At 57.5% G+C, this 16611-nt stretch carries 14 protein-coding genes; 7 read left to right on the forward strand and 7 right to left on the reverse strand.

The annotated features are described in order from the left end of the window. The first annotated feature begins 264 nt into the window (after positions 1 to 264). Together Q3981_RS08635 and Q3981_RS08640 are read left to right on the forward strand one after the other, a co-directional pair. A complete protein-coding gene (locus Q3981_RS08635; RefSeq protein WP_303125304.1) occupies positions 265 to 963 on the forward strand; it encodes a hypothetical protein in 699 nt (232 codons plus the stop codon). Positions 964 to 1130: 167 nt separating this feature from the next. Then, positions 1131 to 1508, forward strand: coding sequence for a hypothetical protein (locus tag Q3981_RS08640; protein WP_303125306.1), 378 nt, complete (start codon positions 1131 to 1133; stop codon positions 1506 to 1508). Positions 1509 to 1767: 259 nt separating this feature from the next. On the opposite strand, the gene Q3981_RS08645 is transcribed toward Q3981_RS08640, so the two are convergent. Together Q3981_RS08645 and Q3981_RS08650 are read right to left on the reverse strand one after the other, a co-directional pair. Further along, on the reverse strand, positions 1768 to 2856 hold the full coding sequence (locus tag Q3981_RS08645) for a hypothetical protein (protein WP_303125308.1): 1089 nt from the start codon (positions 2854 to 2856) through the stop codon (positions 1768 to 1770). Between the two features lie 150 nt (positions 2857 to 3006). Then, positions 3007 to 5460 carry an MFS transporter gene (locus Q3981_RS08650; RefSeq protein WP_303125310.1) on the reverse strand — a complete coding sequence of 818 codons (2454 nt, stop codon included), beginning with the start codon at positions 5458 to 5460 and terminating at the stop codon, positions 3007 to 3009. A 366-nt stretch (positions 5461 to 5826) separates the two neighbouring features. On the opposite strand from Q3981_RS08650, the gene Q3981_RS08655 reads away from it, so the two are divergent. Next, complete coding sequence (locus Q3981_RS08655) at positions 5827 to 6699, forward strand: aldo/keto reductase (RefSeq protein ID WP_303125311.1); 873 nt, start codon at positions 5827 to 5829, stop codon at positions 6697 to 6699. A gap of 39 nt (positions 6700 to 6738) precedes the next feature. Next, positions 6739 to 6993 (forward strand): hypothetical protein, encoded by a 255-nt coding sequence (locus tag Q3981_RS08660; RefSeq protein ID WP_303125332.1) that lies wholly within the window; start codon positions 6739 to 6741, stop codon positions 6991 to 6993. 68 nt (positions 6994 to 7061) lie between these two features. Here Q3981_RS08660 and dnaG read toward each other — a convergent pair whose 3' ends face one another. Next, positions 7062 to 8999, reverse strand: coding sequence for a DNA primase (dnaG, locus tag Q3981_RS08665; RefSeq protein ID WP_303125313.1), 1938 nt, complete (start codon positions 8997 to 8999; stop codon positions 7062 to 7064). Between the two features lie 75 nt (positions 9000 to 9074). Between dnaG and Q3981_RS08670 the strand changes: the two genes are divergently transcribed. Continuing rightward, complete coding sequence (locus tag Q3981_RS08670; protein WP_303125315.1) at positions 9075 to 9602, forward strand: ribonuclease domain-containing protein; 528 nt, start codon at positions 9075 to 9077, stop codon at positions 9600 to 9602. Here the strand turns inward: Q3981_RS08670 and Q3981_RS08675 are convergent. Further along, the gene (locus tag Q3981_RS08675; protein ID WP_303125335.1) at positions 9599 to 10909 is read right to left on the reverse strand and encodes a deoxyguanosinetriphosphate triphosphohydrolase; all 1311 of its coding nucleotides are present in this window, start codon (positions 10907 to 10909) and stop codon (positions 9599 to 9601) included. The two genes, Q3981_RS08670 and Q3981_RS08675, sit on opposite strands and share 4 nt — an antisense overlap. A 59-nt stretch (positions 10910 to 10968) precedes the next feature. Further along, positions 10969 to 11586, reverse strand: a complete 618-nt coding sequence (locus Q3981_RS08680) for a YdcF family protein (protein ID WP_237698438.1) — start codon at positions 11584 to 11586, stop codon at positions 10969 to 10971. Positions 11587 to 11717: 131 nt separating this feature from the next. Here Q3981_RS08680 and Q3981_RS08685 point away from each other — a divergent pair, with 131 nt between their 5' ends. Further along, positions 11718 to 13988, forward strand: a complete 2271-nt coding sequence (locus Q3981_RS08685; protein WP_303125324.1) for a TPM domain-containing protein — start codon at positions 11718 to 11720, stop codon at positions 13986 to 13988. Positions 13989 to 14095: 107 nt separating this feature from the next. On the opposite strand, the gene Q3981_RS08690 is transcribed toward Q3981_RS08685, so the two are convergent. Together Q3981_RS08690 and Q3981_RS08695 are read right to left on the reverse strand one after the other, a co-directional pair. Next, a complete protein-coding gene (locus tag Q3981_RS08690; protein ID WP_303125326.1) occupies positions 14096 to 14788 on the reverse strand; it encodes a hypothetical protein in 693 nt (230 codons plus the stop codon). Then, positions 14789 to 16171, reverse strand: coding sequence for a glycine--tRNA ligase (locus Q3981_RS08695; RefSeq protein WP_046203056.1), 1383 nt, complete (start codon positions 16169 to 16171; stop codon positions 14789 to 14791). Positions 16172 to 16374: 203 nt separating this feature from the next. On the opposite strand from Q3981_RS08695, the gene Q3981_RS08700 reads away from it, so the two are divergent. After that, positions 16375 to 16611, forward strand: a 237-nt coding sequence (locus Q3981_RS08700; RefSeq protein WP_303125330.1) for a hypothetical protein, incomplete at its 3' end; no start/stop codon positions are given.

The following is a 16611-nucleotide window of genomic DNA, read 5'->3' on the forward strand; positions in this document are numbered from 1 at the left end:
CCAGTAACCCTTCGATTAACAGTCGAATGCTCTGCCAATTGAGCTATGGGGGATTCTGCGGACGATGTCCGCAACGAGATAGAACTGTACAGAGAGACCACAGCAGAGGCAAATCAGTGGATTGAGCTGGGCTTATATGGGCGGAACCACTAAGCACGGCCCCATGATATCGCCGCCGCATCCATCCATACGACGGTCACCATAATGCGGGTACCGTGCCCTAAGGCCATAGACCGAAGTTAGCGAAAATGATAAAAATAGAATATGTCTGATCTCAACGTTTCTTTGCGCCCCAACGAAAACGGCATCCACCTTACTAAGGTTCCGTCGAGACTGATTACCTTCTGGCAGAAAACCACGTTAGCGGTTACTGATGAGCGCATTGCTATTAACCGCCCACGTTTATTGTTCGGTTTAATTCCCATCGGTAATCGGCTCAATAACATCGATTCACGCTCGGTGTCTCATACCGAGACGAAGAAAACGTTTGATCTCACCTACTTAATTACGTCGGCGTTCCTCTTTGCCCTTAGCTTGATCTGGTTTATCAGCTCTTTTCATGCGAAGAAGCCAGGAATCGACGAATACTACAGTGATTACCCGGAGGGGAAAGTCAGTCCACTTATCATGACTCTCTCCGTGATCTGCATGCTTATATCACTCGCTCTGGTAGCTAATTCGTATCGGTCGCGGCTTGTAGTCATCGATAACTTTGACGGTCAGGATGAAGTCGATGTCTCCGCTCTGGCGCATACAGAAGTGACTAACTTCTCCAATGGTTTCAACCAATACATCGGTTACAACCCACAAAACCAGGCCCCGCAGTCGCAGTTCAGCTCTCCGGGACAAGGAGGGAACCAGCAACAGAACCCAGCCAATTATCAGAATCCTGGAGTTGCTAACGGGTACAACCAGCCGCAACAGACGCAGGGAAATTACTCGAACAACCCGGAAAATAACTAACCACATTAGGCCTAGGAATTGCGTAGCGTAGGTAAAGATTCAATGCTGCTAGCTTAGCCGGAAATCTTTTGACATAGGCTAATGAGATTCTCTAATTGCAAGTGGTAGAAGTCCACAACCCACGAAAGCTACGTTATAAGGCCTCTAGTGAAGGAAAAGTAGTTCAAATGCGGAACAAGATCCTCACCCTCGTTAGCGTTTCTCTGGCCAGTGTAATTGCACTCTCTGGATGTTCGTCGAACGACAAACTTTCGGATGGCAAGTGGGTCAGCGAATCTAGTGACAGTAAAGCGGTTCTTAAGGTCACCGGAGATGACTTTTTAATGAAATTCTATAGTGACGGTTATTACGCTGCGAAGTTGGCAGGTAAAATAAATCGGCCGAAGAGGGCACTCGAAATACATGAGGGCAACTGGGGCATATTTGGCAGTAGCTCGACGGACTCCGGCGATAAAGATGATATAACGGAGTACAAGTTTGAAGACGATTCACTCATAATTCGAGATTTTGCAAATAAAGAAGAAATGAGTTTCACAAAGGACTAGCATTTAGTCCACTACTTGACTCTTCTCTTCGGTGCAGTTCACAGATAACCAACGCACAACGACCGACTGTCATGTTGCGCGTACAAGACGCCTACAAGAATTGACCGAGTCCAGTTTGTTTAGTGTCCGGCGATCAAGAACCTATTCAACATATTCGATATAGTCCAGACCCACTCATGTTAAAGCCCCTACCAGCTTTCAGCTGGTAGGGGCTAGACCTAACTCATCGGAATTTATTTCCGCCTAGCAGAGAGGCGTGCTAGTCGTCGGATGAATCCTTCTTTTCAGATTCGTCTGTGTACACGGAACCACGATTCGACCCACCATCTCCAGGTCGTTCATTCGTGTGAGTGGACTCAGACTCATCTGAAGCTGAGTGACTAGAACTCGTGCTCGAGCTACCTTGGGGTGACGACTGTCCCCATTGATTGGGGTTGCTGAATTGGTCAGATCCCCACTGCTGGCTTCCACCTTGCTGACTTTGGTTTCCGCCGAAAGACTGCCCGCCATTGAACGGTTGGGAACCACTATTCGAGTTCTGCGCACTCTGGTTGCCCGTCGAGAAGCCTTGTTGCGAGCCACCGAAGCCCTGTTGCTGGCTACCAAAGCCCTGTGAGGAATTAGATCCCTGCTGCTGGTTGCCGAACTGCTGAGGCTGGCCACCGAAACCTTGCTGCGGACCGCCAAAGCCTTGCTGCTGTCCACCGAAACCCTGCGAGGAATTAGATCCCTGCTGCTGGTTGCCGAACTGCTGAGGCTGGCCACCAAAGCCCTGTTGCTGGCCTCCGCCAAAACCGTTGTGCTGGTTCATCGGATCTGAGTAGCCCTGCATCTGCCACGACGTTCCTGCGTCAGTGGAAGAGTAAATGTATTCGTTAGCTTTGTTCTTGAACTCTTCGAGTGATCCGCTGTCCAACGGGGAAACGGTGACATCAGACGCTCCACCGCCATTATTCGTAAAAATAATCCCCGAACGCACGGCATTGGCTGCTAGCGCACCAAAAATAACTGCGAGGAGCAGACCGCCTATAATCCCACCGCCACTGCCATTGCCGATCGAATTAAAGAAAAGGACGATGCCGATCAACGAGATGATCCCAAAGATGAGAAGCGGCGGAACTTTAACCTGTCTCGAGGTCGTCACACCTGCAATTGACCCCATGGGAATGGATCGTTCTTCATACCCAATGGGGATAGCTCCCAAGAAAGTATTTAGATATTTGATTGCGATACGGCGATTTGTCACCACCATGGTTGTTGGCAACCAAAACAGGAGCAGATTGGATCGGAATTTACGGGAAAATACACCCTGCTCACCCGGAGTGAGCATTATATCACTGTCAGCCATGTGGCTAGGTATACCAAACATCAAGTCAGGAGCACAATTATAAAAAGATAATTTCAGGGTTCGTTATGAAAATGTAACGAGTATTACCCTAAATAGGAGGTTCCTATTCGATAGTGATTGTTAAATCCTGACATCCCCTCGGTCGATGTATTATCCTTCATGCCCTTTCTGGCTCCGAATTTCATAACGGTCTTTGTCACGAATAAAGATCAGCGCGACAAGAGCACCAACAGCAGCCAGGACCGCAGCGATAATCAGCACGTTATGTAACCCGTTGATGTACGACTCCAAAGCCTTGTCAGCAAACATCGGGGCGTGCTGGCGAATGAGCGGGAACTGCCCACTCGACGCTAAATCGACAATCTTCTGCGGAGCATCCATCGTGATGGTCGATTTATCCGGCGACAATACCGCTCCCGGTGGCAGCTGAGGCGCAGGCGCCGGAACTCCCGGTGGCAACTGCTGCGCACCCGCTTGCATATTCATCACCGATGCCGTCGGGAAGGACACAGCCTTCAAACCCGATGACGTTGCCGCTGTCAGAATTGCGCCATAAATAGCCACACCGAAACTCGTCCCCAAGGGGAAAGCTGTGTTGGCAATACCCGTCGCGGTACCCGTTTTACGGGGAGCAACAACAGAGACAGCAACGTCCATCAAGTGCGGAAGCATCAACCCTGTACCGATGCCAACCACGATGTACATCGGAATGATGTCCACCCAGCCGGAGTTGGAGTTCAACTTCAGGCCGAGAAGCAGGCCAGCGGCAATAATGATCATTCCCAGGGCCTGAATGGCCGAAACCCTGATCTTCTTACCCAGCTGAATCGCCACAGGCGAGAACAGAATAATCGGGATAGCCAGCGCCGTCGTCACGTAGCCAACTTCGAGGGAACTTAAGCCCACTGCCCCGGATAGCCAGAGAACGATGTACGGCATCATCCCGAAGCTGAACAGTCGGGCGGCAAACGCAACGATGGTCACCGCAGAGAAGGATGGGATGGCGAACATGCGGACGTCGATCATGGCCTTGTCGCCCTTGGCCAATTGCATCCACACCAACAGGACCAAACCAGCCAGGCTGACGCCGAAGCCGATGAAGACTTTGCCGTCAGTCCAGCCATCATCCGGGCCGGTCAGGAGGGCATAGTTCAGGGCAAAGAGGAACACGGACGCCACAATGAGCGTGAGCCATGAAATCGGCGGCACTGTCTCTTCAACCTGCTGGTCTTCAAGCTTTTCTACCTCGTCGGCGTGCCCTTCAGCGAGCAGCCGTGCTTTCCTATCTTCCAAAGCTTGCCGACGCCACTGCTGCGCGTCTTTCGGCACACCGATCAACGTTCCCACAATGATCAGTAGCCCGATCGGAATGTTGATCGCGAAGATCCAGCGCCAGTCGAAGAATTCAACGATGGCGCCACCAACAAGTGGGCCCAACGCCACCGCCGCAGCACCGGCCGCCATGAACACAGCCACCGCGCTTGTCCGCTGTTTTTCCTCCCCGGGTCCGAAAACGTCGGAAAGAAGGGGCAGACTGGACCCGAAGACCATGGCGCCCCCGGCGCCCTGGATAGCTCGAGCCACAATCATCCAATTTTCGGCATCCGCCGTCATACATCCGACCGATGCCGCGACGAACACCAACTGCCCGACTATGAAGATGCCTCGGCGTCCCACCAGGTCGGAGAGGCTGCCGACGCCCAGCAAGAGTGCCGCGAAAGCCAGGGTGTACGCGTTGACGATCCACTGTGAGCCCGACAAGGACAACTTGAGGCTCTCGCCGATGTCCGGCAATGCCACCAGGACGATCGTCATGTCAAGGGTCATCATCAGCGAGGCAACAGATCCCGCTACGGTGGACCAAAACTTCGCGTGGGGATAACGACGACCAGACGTTTTCTTCCCTGACTTAGCCGGCTTTGTTTTCGCTGCGGAGGATTTAGCCTTCTTTGTGGAGGGCTTCGTCTTGGTCGCAGGCTTGGTCTTCACTGCAGAGGACCGTGGCGCTGCTGCATCAGCGGCAGGCGCGTCATCATTGTCGACGTCTCCGTCTCCGCGCATGAGGTCGGCGGGACGGGCATCCGTGTCCCCAACTCCAGGACGGTCGAACGCATCTTCCGAGGCGTGGGTATAAAGGCCCTGATCATGTGGCGTGCGATCTTCTCGGCCCGGCGCGGCGTCCGCTGCATCGTCGGTACCGAGGACTTCGCCCTCTAGAATTTCGCCGTCATAGCCTGACATATCCGCCGGCGATGAGGGGAAACCCGGATACCCCGCGCCCGAGGACTCAGACTCATCCTGCCGCGGGCGCTGTCCGCCACCGGTGAGGGGGTGCCCCATAAAAGAAATCTCGTCTTCGGGGCGGAGAACATCGACTTCACGGCGCCGGTGGCGGCCACCCGACGAGGTCAATTCCTTCAAACTTGGATCGAACGTAAGAAACGGAAACGCCGGCGCATTTCGCTCTTCCGGTCGTTCTTCCGGCGCCGACACGTCATCCGCGCCTGACGGATCACCCTTCCACGGGTTATACGCACTGTCCGCACTACCAGCTCGGCCAGCGAATTGGCTGTCCGACGCAGACGATGGCTCCTTAGAGTCCACGAGGTCCTCCCAGTGGTTAAAGCCGTCCCGGCCCTACGCAAGCACAGTGCGACCACAGCACACTGCTATCCCGCCACCTATATGGCCACGAGGCAGACGTCGCCACTAAAAGAGGAGCAACCACCGTGGGTGCGCGCCTTCGCTCGCGGCGATACGAAAAACGTAGAACAGAAACGCATTTAAGTTCGCTATCAACACTAGCTGTTCCTTGTCTGCCACGAACAACCGGACAACGTGTTAAACGAACATCGGGCCGGTCTCGACACAGAGTTTGGCCCAACGTTGGCCCGGCTGAGGCCCAGTCGTGGCGCGGAATCCCACGACTTCCCGTGGCCGGGCGTCGGCGAGCGTGGTTACACTAGCCCTATGACTGATTCCTCCACGACAAATAACCAACAATCAATTCCCACCCTGTCCACAGACCGCTACACCATCCCTGCGCTGGGGTTTGGCACGTACCGACTCTGGGGACAAAGCGGTGCAGAGTCCGTTGAGACCGCACTCACGATGGGCTACCGGCTCATCGACTCCGCTTACAATTACGAAAATGAAGGCACCGTCGGGGCGGGTATTCGCGCGGCCATTGATAAAGGAATTGTTTCGCGCGACGACGTCACCGTCACCAGCAAACTTCCCGGCCGATACCAGGAACATGACCAAGCACTGAGCGCCATCGAGGAGTCCCTGTATCGCACCGGGCTGGACTATATCGACCTCTACCTCATCCACTGGCCGAACCCGAAGCAGGGCAAATACGTTGAGGCGTGGAAAGCATTAATGGAAGCCCGGGATCGTGGACTTATCCGCAACATCGGTGTCTGCAACTTCACTCCGGAGCACCTGGACACGCTCGAACGGGAGACCGGCGAGCTTCCCGTTATTAACCAGGTCGAGCTGCACCCGTACTTCAACCAGGCTGAAACCCGCGCCTATGACAAGGAACACGGGATCATTACCGAGGCGTGGAGCCCTCTTGCTCGAGGCGCCGTCTTCGAGGAAGACACCATCGTTTCCATCGCGAAGAACCACGACGCCTCCGTCGGCCAGGTTGTTCTTGCGTGGCACCGGGCCATCGGGAGCCTCGCCATTCCGAAATCCGCGTCGGAAAAGCGTCAAAAGGAAAATCTCGATTCTTTGCATGTCACGCTGACCAGCGACGAGGTCGAGGCTATCAATGCCCTCACCAAGCCCGACGGCCGCGAGAAGGACCAGGACCCCGACGAATACGAAGAGTTCTAACTCCAACCGACGCCATCACACGAAAGAAAACATATGCGTTTGACTACGTTTATCGCCGGCGCCACAGCGGGCTACGTCATGGGCACGAAGGCAGGTCGGAAGCGTTACGACCAGATCCGACGAGGCTATGAGGCAGCGATTAACTCCCCCGTCGCCAAATCGGCCCTCCACGCGGGGAGGAAGGCATTAGCCAACGCTCTGGATCCGGAACCGCGGATGCGTGAGCTCCGGGCGCGGAATATCCGGACGCGGCACGACGACGACACCACCATTTACGTCCCCGACGAGGACTAACGAGGCGACGGCTAACGCCGTGCGGGTGGCGCGGATGGTGCGGGCGGCGCAGAGTTGACCAGCCGGCCTTATAGAGGCCGCTGCGTCGCCTGCTTAATCAAACCGGTCCTGTATTGCTCGAGCGCCACTAAGTCGCCAAACAGGTTGTTGTACTCGTCGTCGCTCGGTCGCAGGCGTTCCAGCGTCGACTTGAGTTCGGCAATCTGGTTGCCCACCCACACTGCTTGCAGGCGGACCATCGTGCTCCGCACGAACCACTCCATATTTTCACCCTCATAGTGGATCGGCTCCACCATGAGCTCAGTCACCATCGACTCGCCCATCGGCTGCGGAAGATTCTCAATAACCTTCGTCACCCACGAGTTCCCGCCCGACTCCACATCCGCGGCCGCAGCGCACCCCCCGGCGCGCCGAATTCCCTCGGATATTTCCCGGTAGGTGGGGTGCCGAAAGCTCTCTGCGGGCAGAACATCGAACAATTCAGCGGCGGCAGCTGGTTCTTGCAAAGCGATCTTGAGAGCCTCACGTTCGCCGGCGAGTTCGCCATTACGCGGGTTTGGCCTGGTGAAACGCGGCTGGTTGGAACCCTGTGGGCCATTCGCGGCTGGGGATTTCACGCTCCACGTATTCCGCTGCTGGCGTGCTCGTCCACGCTTCAGCCCGGACGATTGTGGCTTGCGGGCGGCTCGTCGTACAGCGGCTTCGACGTCGCTCACATCATCCCAGCCGAGCCACCCGGACAGCTTCCTGGCGTACGCCTTCTGCAGTGTGGTGTCTTTGACGCTGGCGACCGCGGGCGCAACGGCCTCCATGGCCTGCAATCGTCCTTCCGTCGTGTGAAGGTCAAACGAGGCAAGCGTCGTTCGTACAACAAACTCCACCATCGGAATCCGAGACATCACCAAATCACGCACGGCGGCGTCACCGCCGGACAAGCGCAAGTCGCACGGATCCTGACCATTCGGTGCAACCGAGACGAAGCTTTTACCCAAGAACTCTTGATTTCCTTCGAAGGCGCGCATGGCTGCCTTCTGCCCTGCTTCATCGCCGTCGAAGGTATAAATCATCTCACCGCGGAAATGGGAGTCATCCAGCATGAGGCGTCGCACCATCTGCAAGTGGTCCGCCCCGAACGCTGTTCCACACGCGGCAACCGCCGTCGTCACCCCGGCGGCGTGCATGGCCATAACATCCGTGTAGCCCTCAACAATGACTGCCTGGTGGCGCTCGGCAATGTTCTTCTTGGCCTGGTCAATCCCGAACAGTACCTTCGACTTCTTGTACAACAAGGTTTCCGGGGTGTTCATGTACTTCCCCAGCTTGTCGTCGTCGAAGAGTTTGCGGGCACCGAAACCAATGACATCGTTCGCAGTGTTGCGGATCGGCCAGGTCAGGCGTCGGTGAAAACGATCAATCGGCCCACGACGCCCCTGGGAAGTCACCCCGGCGGCCTCTAACTCTTTGACGTCAAAACCCTTGCGGAGCAGGAACTTTGTCAGGGTGTCCCATCCGCCCGGCGCGTAGCCACACCCAAACTGCTCCGCGTGTTCCTGAGAAAAACCGCGGTCGAGTAAGAACTGCCGTGCCGGCGCAGCTTCATCGGTGTCCAGGTGTTCGCGGTAAAACTCCTGGGTGGCTTTATTAATGGCGACGAGTCGCTGGCGAGTCCCCGGCTCTTCCCGACGTCCGGGCCCGCCACCTTGATAGTTAATGGTGTAGCCAATGCGCTCCGCACACTGTTCGACGGCCTCGGGAAACGACACCTGCTCCATTTCCATGAGGAAGCTGAAAACGTCGCCGCCCTTCCCCGTCGAAAAGCAGTGGTAGTACCCCTTGTTGGGACGGACGTGGAAACTCGGGGTCTTCTCGTCTTTAAAGGGCGATAGCCCCTTGAGCGAATCTGAACCGGCGGGTTTTAGCTGCACATATTCGCCCACGACCTCCTCGATCGGCGTGCGCTCACGGATCGCATCGATGTCACTCTCCGGGATTCGTCCTCTGGCCATGGCAACTATGCTACGTCGTCATGTCAAGCCCGAGGAGTGCCGTGACATTCGCCAGGGTATGACACAATATCGACCATGCCGGGTGCACCTCAGAAGAACACACACAACGGATCACGGAACTCCCGACGGGGGCGTCACGTGTTATCCCTTCGTACGTTGACGTCGATACTTGGTGCTGTGGTGGCGGGTGCAGTTGGCCTGTGGGGATGGGATTCCGTCAACAACCCGAGCCACAACGGATCGCAGGGCAACGGGTCATCAACTGAGTCATCGAGCGGGTCGCATAAGGGGCGGTCGAACTCCATCCCAGCGTGCAACGCGAACCAGCTGCCTGATCAGGCACGCGTGGTCGTCGACGATATCAAGTCCGGTGGGCCATTTGATTACCCGCAGAAGGACGGTTCCCACTTCGGGAATTACGAGAACGCACTCCCTCACAAGAAGAGCAACTATTACCGCGAATACACCGTCGACGAGGATAAGACGGATCACAGTCGCGGACCTGCCAGGATCATTACGGGCGGTTCGACCGCCACGCACCCCGACGTCTGGTACTACACCAGCGACCACTACTCGTCATTCTGTGAGATGCAGGAAAACTAGCTCCACCCTGCTGACCAATCCCGAGCCGACCTATCCAACCGCTCGAGCCGGGACTCCGTCATCGAGGCCAACTGGTCAATGACAACGCGCAAACGCTCGGCATCCGTCGAGGCCTCATTCCACCAGCCTTGGTACAGCGGATCCAAGCTCGTCGGCGCGCCCGCATACAGATAATCCTTCACGCGGAACAGCCGATCACGTTGACGCTCCTGGTTCTTCTGATGCAGCGACTGATCCATGACGTAGAGCACCGCCACGGACTTCAACAGGGTGATTTCGGCCACAATATCGGGTGGCACGACTAAATCGTTGGAAAACCTCCCCGCGGCCATCTCCTCCGTCCACGCGGACTCGTCCCCATTCGTCATCGCACGTCGAGTCGCAGCAACCGTCGCGGAAATATAGCGCCCCACCAGCTGCGATGTCATCGCCTTCAAGGACACCGACGCGCCCAATGTCCCGTCATAATCAGCCGCCTCGGCAATGACCGGCAGCTGACGCAACCGGTCGGAAGCGTCAACGAGTGCATCGGGATCGCCGCCAAAGACACCCGCGCCCTCTTCCGCTAACTGGGCAATCTCGACCAGGTCCCACAACACGTTGAGGCTGACGCGGCCCGACAACACAGCGTCCTCCACGTCATGCACCGAATACGCGATGTCGTCGCTGACGTCCATAATCTGGGCTTCCAGACACTTCCTGCCCTCGGGAGCACCGCGACGGATCCACTCCAACAGCGGAGCATCCTCGTCATAGGCCGAATACTTCTTCCTCGCGACACCCTGTGGGCTCGATGCCGTCCACGGATACTTACACGTCGCATCCAACGACGCACGCGTCAAATTCAACCCCACACTCACCGGGTGGCCGTCGCGAACATCGCACACCTTCGCTTCCAAGCGGCTCAAGATACGCAATGTCTGAGCATTGCCCTCAAAACCACCACAATCCTGCGCGAGCTCGTCCAATGCCCGCTCACCGTTGTGGCCATAGGGCGGGTGGCCAATGTCATGACTAAGCCCCGCCAACTCGGCCAAATCAGTGTCCACCCCGAGCCCCGCCGCAATGCCCCGACTGATCTGAGCCACCTCAAGGCTATGCGTCAACCGAGTCCGCGGCGTATCCCCCGTCTGCGGAGTAACCACCTGCGTCTTATCCGCTAACCGACGCAACGCGGCAGAATGCAGCACCCGGGCGCGATCCCGATCAAAATCGTCCCGCATCTCCGGCGTCGCCCCCGCCAACTGAGCACCCTTCGGCCCCTCCACCACACGGCGCTCATGATCCCGCTCAGAATACGGGTACACCTTCCGCAATTTCATACCGCTATTGTCGCACTACACGCCGCAAATCATTAGAGGCGCGCCTACTTCAACAAATCCTCTACATCCTGCTCCGACATCACATTGGACCGATGCGTCGCCTGATAAAAAATCAAACCGCCGGTCTCATGCAGAATCCCCGAGAACTGCGCATCACGCGACCACACCGACGGCCCGTGACGCGTCGATACGGAATGCGTCGTAAAACCTTGATCCCGAACCATCGTCCGAGCACGCAACGCATGCCACGGATCCGTCACCACCACCGCCGAGGACCAATGACGGTTCTCATTATGCGAGTACTCCGCAAGGGCCCGCGCAGAGGTCAAGGTATCCGAGCCATCACTGATAGGAACAATTGCCGACGACGGCACGCCCAGCTTCTCCAAGTACATCTTGCCGGCTTCAGCCTCCGTGTACTGGTCACCCTCCTGCTTGCCGCCCAAGGTCGCGATAACGGGGGCAGTGCCCTCCTGGTACATCGTGGCGGCTTTGTCTAGGCGCGCAGCGAACCATTCACTCGGCGTGCCGTTGTACTGCGCGGCCCCCATCACCACGATCACATCAGAGGGAGTGTCGTCATCATGGCGGGCAAACTGCCAAATTCGCAACGCCGTACCGCAGACCAATACAGCGGTGATCAACACGGCACCAACCACCACACGCCAGAGAGTCCGGCCCAACCAACGCCCCACACGTCCTCCATCCACGACCGCCAGGTACAGCCCGCTAACCTACACCCAAACACATGCGTGTAGGCAAACACTCCACAGTTTTCTCTATTCTTTAGATCATGGCAGTCATCCGGAACGACCACTACATCACTGAGCACGCCACACACGTCGCCGTTTCGGCGAGCACCGCCCGCAGACGTGGTGTGCGGCTCACTGCAACCGCAGCCGCGCTCACACTCACGGGCGGCGTGCTGCTGGGCAGCGCAACCATGCCCGAAGCCTCAGCTCAGGCGGCACACACCGCGCAGACCAACGTCGTCGCTCAAAGTGACTCCACAGGATCAAGTACCGACACTAGCGGTTCCAGTGTGGTTACCCGCGAACGCATCAATGACAGCGTTGGAGCCCTCACCGACAGTCAGAAGAAAGACCTGACGGAGAAAATCAAGAAGCTACAGGTCGACGATGACATCGCCATGACTGTCTACATCGAAAACAGCTTCGGCAGCATGTCGGGGAAAGAATGGGCGCACGAGCGGTTCCAGGAGAACCCGCAGTCCAATGTGCTTATCGTGGCTTTCGACGTCACTAAGCGCACGCAGGGGGTGTACGGCGGGCGGAACGTCGGCAATGCTGTGACAAAGAAAACGTACGAGGCCGCCAAGGAACCCCTCGCGGAGGATAACCCCGACTGGAATACCGTCATCACCGACAAGATCGACGCCGCGAAGGATGCGAATGATAATTCGGCGGCACTGTTCTGGCTGGGCGGTGGGGCTATTGCCATCATCGCTGCCGGTGGCGGCGTGTGGTACATGAACCGGCGACGCACGAAGAAGCAACAGGAAACGATGGTCAAGGATGCCCAAACCATCAATCCGGATGACACAACGTCGCTCAACGAATTGCCCTACTCCGTGCTGGAGGAACGCGCGCAGGAAGAGCTCACGAGTACGGATGCGTCGATTCGGACAGCCGACGACGAACTTCGGCTGGCCATTGCGGAATTCGGTGAAGACCGGGCGCGGCCCTTCATCCGGGCCATGGATCACTCGAAGCGGACCCTGGAGAGGGCGTTCCAGCTCCGCAGCAAAATTGATTCGGGGACGGTGCGTTCTGAAGAAGAGCGCAAGGCCATGCTTGTGGACATCGTGAGCTCATGTGGGCAAGCCGACCGCGGCCTGGATAAACAATCCGACGAGTTCTCGCGACTTCGCGGGCTGCTCATCGATTCGGACCGACGGCTGGATGAGCTCACGCAACGCATTGTGTCGCTTCGCGCACGGCTGCCTCAGGCGTCATCAACGCTGAGCGAGCTGCGCACGAAGTATGCGTCCGATGCCCTGGCTTCCATCGCGGACAATGTTGACATTGCCACCGAGCACCTGGATAACGCCGAGCGTGCCGTCGATAAAGGCCGTGCTCTCACCCACCAACCTGCAGGTGAGCAAGGCGGGCTCGTGGAATATATCCGCACCGCTGAAATGACCACCGGCCAAGCCGACGATCTCCTCACAGATATCGAGCAGGCCGACGAGCGGATTGCCGAGGCTCGGAGCAATATTCGCTCCCTTATTGACGAGATCACTGAGGAGCTGACCGAGGCTGGGAAACTTCGTGCGCGGGCAAGTGTTCAGGGTTCGCAGTTCGACTTCGACAAGATGGACGCCATTGCGACTGAAGCGTGGGATGCGGTAGAGGATGCGCGCGCTATCGACGCGCCGACGGGGTCGTCAGCGGCTGCTCTTACTACGGGTGGCGACCAGGATGAAAGCGGATCAACCAACGCAAAGGGTGGAGAGCTCACGCGAACCGGTGCTGATCCGCTGGCGATGTATAAGCGGTTGTTGGAGGCGGATGAAAAGCTCGACGCGCTGCTTGAACAAGCGCGTGACTCGGATCGGGACCGTAACCGGGCGCTTCGTGTTTTCGATCGGACGCGCGATGATGCGGCCGCGCAGATTGAGGCAGCGGATAGTTTGATCTCTACCCGTGGTCAGGCTGTCGGCTCGCAGGCGCGAACTCTGCTCTCTGACGCTCAACGGCAATTGAGCCAGGCCCAGTCGCTGCGGACCACTGACACGCGACGTGCAATCTCGGAGGCACGCCACGCTGGCGAATTAGGCAGGCGGGCCGAACAAGCAGCGCGCAACGATATCGACGATTTCACTCGACGCAATCAGAGTTACTTCGGTGGCGGTGGCAACGGCGGCGCCTTCATCGCCGGAATGTTGATCTCCTCCCTCTTCCACGGCGGTGGCCACTACGGAGGGTACGGAAACTACGGCGGCGGTTTCGGCGATGGTTTCGGCGACGACTTTGGTGGCTTCGGCGGATTTGGCGACGGCGGTTTCAGCGACGGCGGCAGCGGATTCGACGGAGCGTTCTAACACGCTCCGGTGGTTCTCTGTGGCCGGCGGTCGCCGGTGTGGCCACCGCTCCTCTGGTGGCCGCGATCCAGCCGAACGCCAACCGGCGGCCTCTCGGCCATAGATTCTTAGAGCAAGAACACCAACAACATAAACGGCAGGAGCACGATCAACAGCACCGTCCACATCCAGGTGCTTGTGACTAACTGCGACTCCAACTGCATCCGGGCAACCCACGCCAGAAACACCTGTTGCTCGGTGGTCATCGCCGACTCCTGGCCGGGCTCTAATTCAACAACCACGTGCCGGACACCGCGATTACCGCCGGTGAACTGCCCTAATTTCGTCTCATCGGGCGTCTCGAACACGAAGTCCAATTTGCCGCAGTTGACGATATTAACTGCGGGTACGCCCTCCGACGCGCCACTGGATTTGGACACTTCAGCACTGTCCGAAGCAGGATCGGCAGAAGGCGTCTCTGCGCTACCCATGTCCAGGGCCACACGCTTTGCACGCCCGATCTGCCCTTCTTTCCCCTCGCGCTGAGATTGCGGATCAGCGTGGAAATTCTGCCCATCAGGCCCTGACGCGGACAACCTCCCCTTCGTGTGTGGGACAAATGTCCACTCAGGCCACGATTCCGGATCCGCACTCGATTCCGAGGACGGTTGGTCGCCTCCCGCCGCAGCGCCGGATGGCTTCACCCGCGCCGATGTCAGCTCCCTCGACTGGGAAAACCGCGCGATTAATTCGTCGTCACGGAAAAGATCAAGGTGGGCAACGCCACCGTCTTCTTTACGAGGACCCCACGATAGTTTCATTTAGCACCCTGCCAACCGCTCAGCCAGGTAACCCTGCAACTTGTCAATGCTGACGCGCTCCTGCTCCATCGTGTCGCGCTCGCGGACAGTCACCGCGTGATCATCCAGCGTGTCGAAATCGACGGTCACACAGAACGGCGTACCGATCTCATCCTGGCGGCGGTAGCGCCGGCCAATCGCACCCGAAATGTCATAGTCGACGTTCCACAAACCGCGCAGGTCCTGCGCCACTTTCTCCGCCGTCGGCGTCAACGTGTCCTTCTTCGACAGCGGCAGCACCGCCACTTTCACCGGAGCCAGGCGACGATCCAGACGCAGCACCGTGCGCTTGTCTACGCCACCCTTAGCGTTGGGAGCTTCATCCTCGTGGTAAGCGTCGATAAGGAAGGCCATCAATGAGCGCGTCAGACCAAACGACGGCTCGATGACGTAGGGGACGTAGCGCTCGCCGGTGGGCTGATCAAAGAAGCTGAGGTCCTCGCCCGAGCCCTTAATGTGGCTCTGGAGGTCGAAGTCGGTGCGGTTCGCAATGCCCATGAGCTCACCCCAGCCCGAGCCAGCGAAACCGAACTGATACTCCAGGTCGATCGTCCGATCGGAGTAGTGAGCGCGCTCATCCTCTGGAACATCGAACTTCCGCAAATGATCGGGATCAATGCCCAGGTCAACAAACCAGTTCCAGCAATCCTCAACCCAGCGGTCAAAGTGCTGTGGGGCATCAGCAGGCGGAACGAAGTACTCGATCTCCATCTGCTCAAACTCGCGGGTCCGGAAAATGAAGTTCCCCGGAGTGATCTCATTGCGGAACGCCTTGCCCAGCTGGCCAATACCGAACGGCGGCTTCTTGCGGGACGTCGTCTGAACATTCTTGAAGTTCACGAAAATGCCCTGGGCCGTCTCCGGGCGAAGGTAATGCAGTCCCTCTTCATTGTCGACGGGACCAAGGTAGGTCTTCATCAAGCCGGAGAACATCTGCGGCTCAGTCCACTCCCCTGGTTGCCCGGTCTCTGGGTCGGGAACATCCGCAAGTCCATTTGCCGGCGGGTGACCATGCTTGGCCTCGTAGGCCTCGATGAGGTGGTCAGCCCGGTACCGCTTGTGTGTGTGCAAGGACTCCACCAGCGGATCGGTGAAGGTCTTCACATGGCCCGAGGACACCCAGACTTCACGCGGAAGAATAATGGACGAATCCAGGCCCACCATGTCCCCGCGGGACTGAACGAATGTCCGCCACCACTGCTTCTTGATGTTTTCCTTCAGTTCAACGCCGAGCGGACCGTAATCCCACGCCGACCGAGTTCCCCCGTAGATTTCACCACTCGGATACACCAAGCCCCTGCGTTTACACAGGTTCACCACAGTGTCAATTACCGATGCAGCCACGCAAATCTCCTTGTACTTCACACGACGCGGTACGCCGAACGACGCGTTCTTCACTTCCGGTACATTCTGCGTCGTACGTCCGGCAATCAGCCGTCGACGCACCACACATAATCGCGTCCACCAGCCTAGCCCACAGGCATGACACGTCCACACACGGACACAGGAGAACCCGCTTGTCATAGGCTCCTAATAGAATTGTCTTCATGGCTTCATTACTTAACGTTGTACCCAGCGCGATAAAGGACCGTTTCTCATCAAAAAAGCACTCTGACAAGCAGTCCGACGACGAGCTCGATGGCAGCGAGAACGTCGAGAATGACAACCTCGAAGCTAATGAAAAGCCGTCGCGGATCCTTTCGGCTGTCGAACGCGCCGCAGAAATACAGGTGAGACCCATTGCGCGTTATGTCGACATGGTGAAATCCAAGCACGAAGGGGAT

Source organism: Corynebacterium sp., assembly GCF_030530965.1.
In the GTDB taxonomy this organism is placed as follows: domain Bacteria; phylum Actinomycetota; class Actinomycetes; order Mycobacteriales; family Mycobacteriaceae; genus Corynebacterium.

What these genes read in the sequence shown, in the direction of transcription:
- Q3981_RS08635 (WP_303125304.1), top strand. Translation starts at nt 265, where the DNA reads ATGTCTGATCTCAACGTTTCTTTGCGCCCCAACGAAAACGGCATCCAC.
- Q3981_RS08640 (WP_303125306.1), top strand. Translation starts at nt 1,131, where the DNA reads ATGCGGAACAAGATCCTCACCCTCGTTAGCGTTTCTCTGGCCAGTGTA.
- Q3981_RS08645 (WP_303125308.1), bottom strand. Translation starts at nt 2,856, where the DNA reads ATGGCTGACAGTGATATAATGCTCACTCCGGGTGAGCAGGGTGTATTT.
- Q3981_RS08655 (WP_303125311.1), top strand. Translation starts at nt 5,827, where the DNA reads ATGACTGATTCCTCCACGACAAATAACCAACAATCAATTCCCACCCTG.
- dnaG (WP_303125313.1), bottom strand. Translation starts at nt 8,999, where the DNA reads ATGGCCAGAGGACGAATCCCGGAGAGTGACATCGATGCGATCCGTGAG.
- Q3981_RS08670 (WP_303125315.1), top strand. Translation starts at nt 9,075, where the DNA reads ATGCCGGGTGCACCTCAGAAGAACACACACAACGGATCACGGAACTCC.
- Q3981_RS08685 (WP_303125324.1), top strand. Translation starts at nt 11,718, where the DNA reads ATGGCAGTCATCCGGAACGACCACTACATCACTGAGCACGCCACACAC.
- Q3981_RS08690 (WP_303125326.1), bottom strand. Translation starts at nt 14,788, where the DNA reads ATGAAACTATCGTGGGGTCCTCGTAAAGAAGACGGTGGCGTTGCCCAC.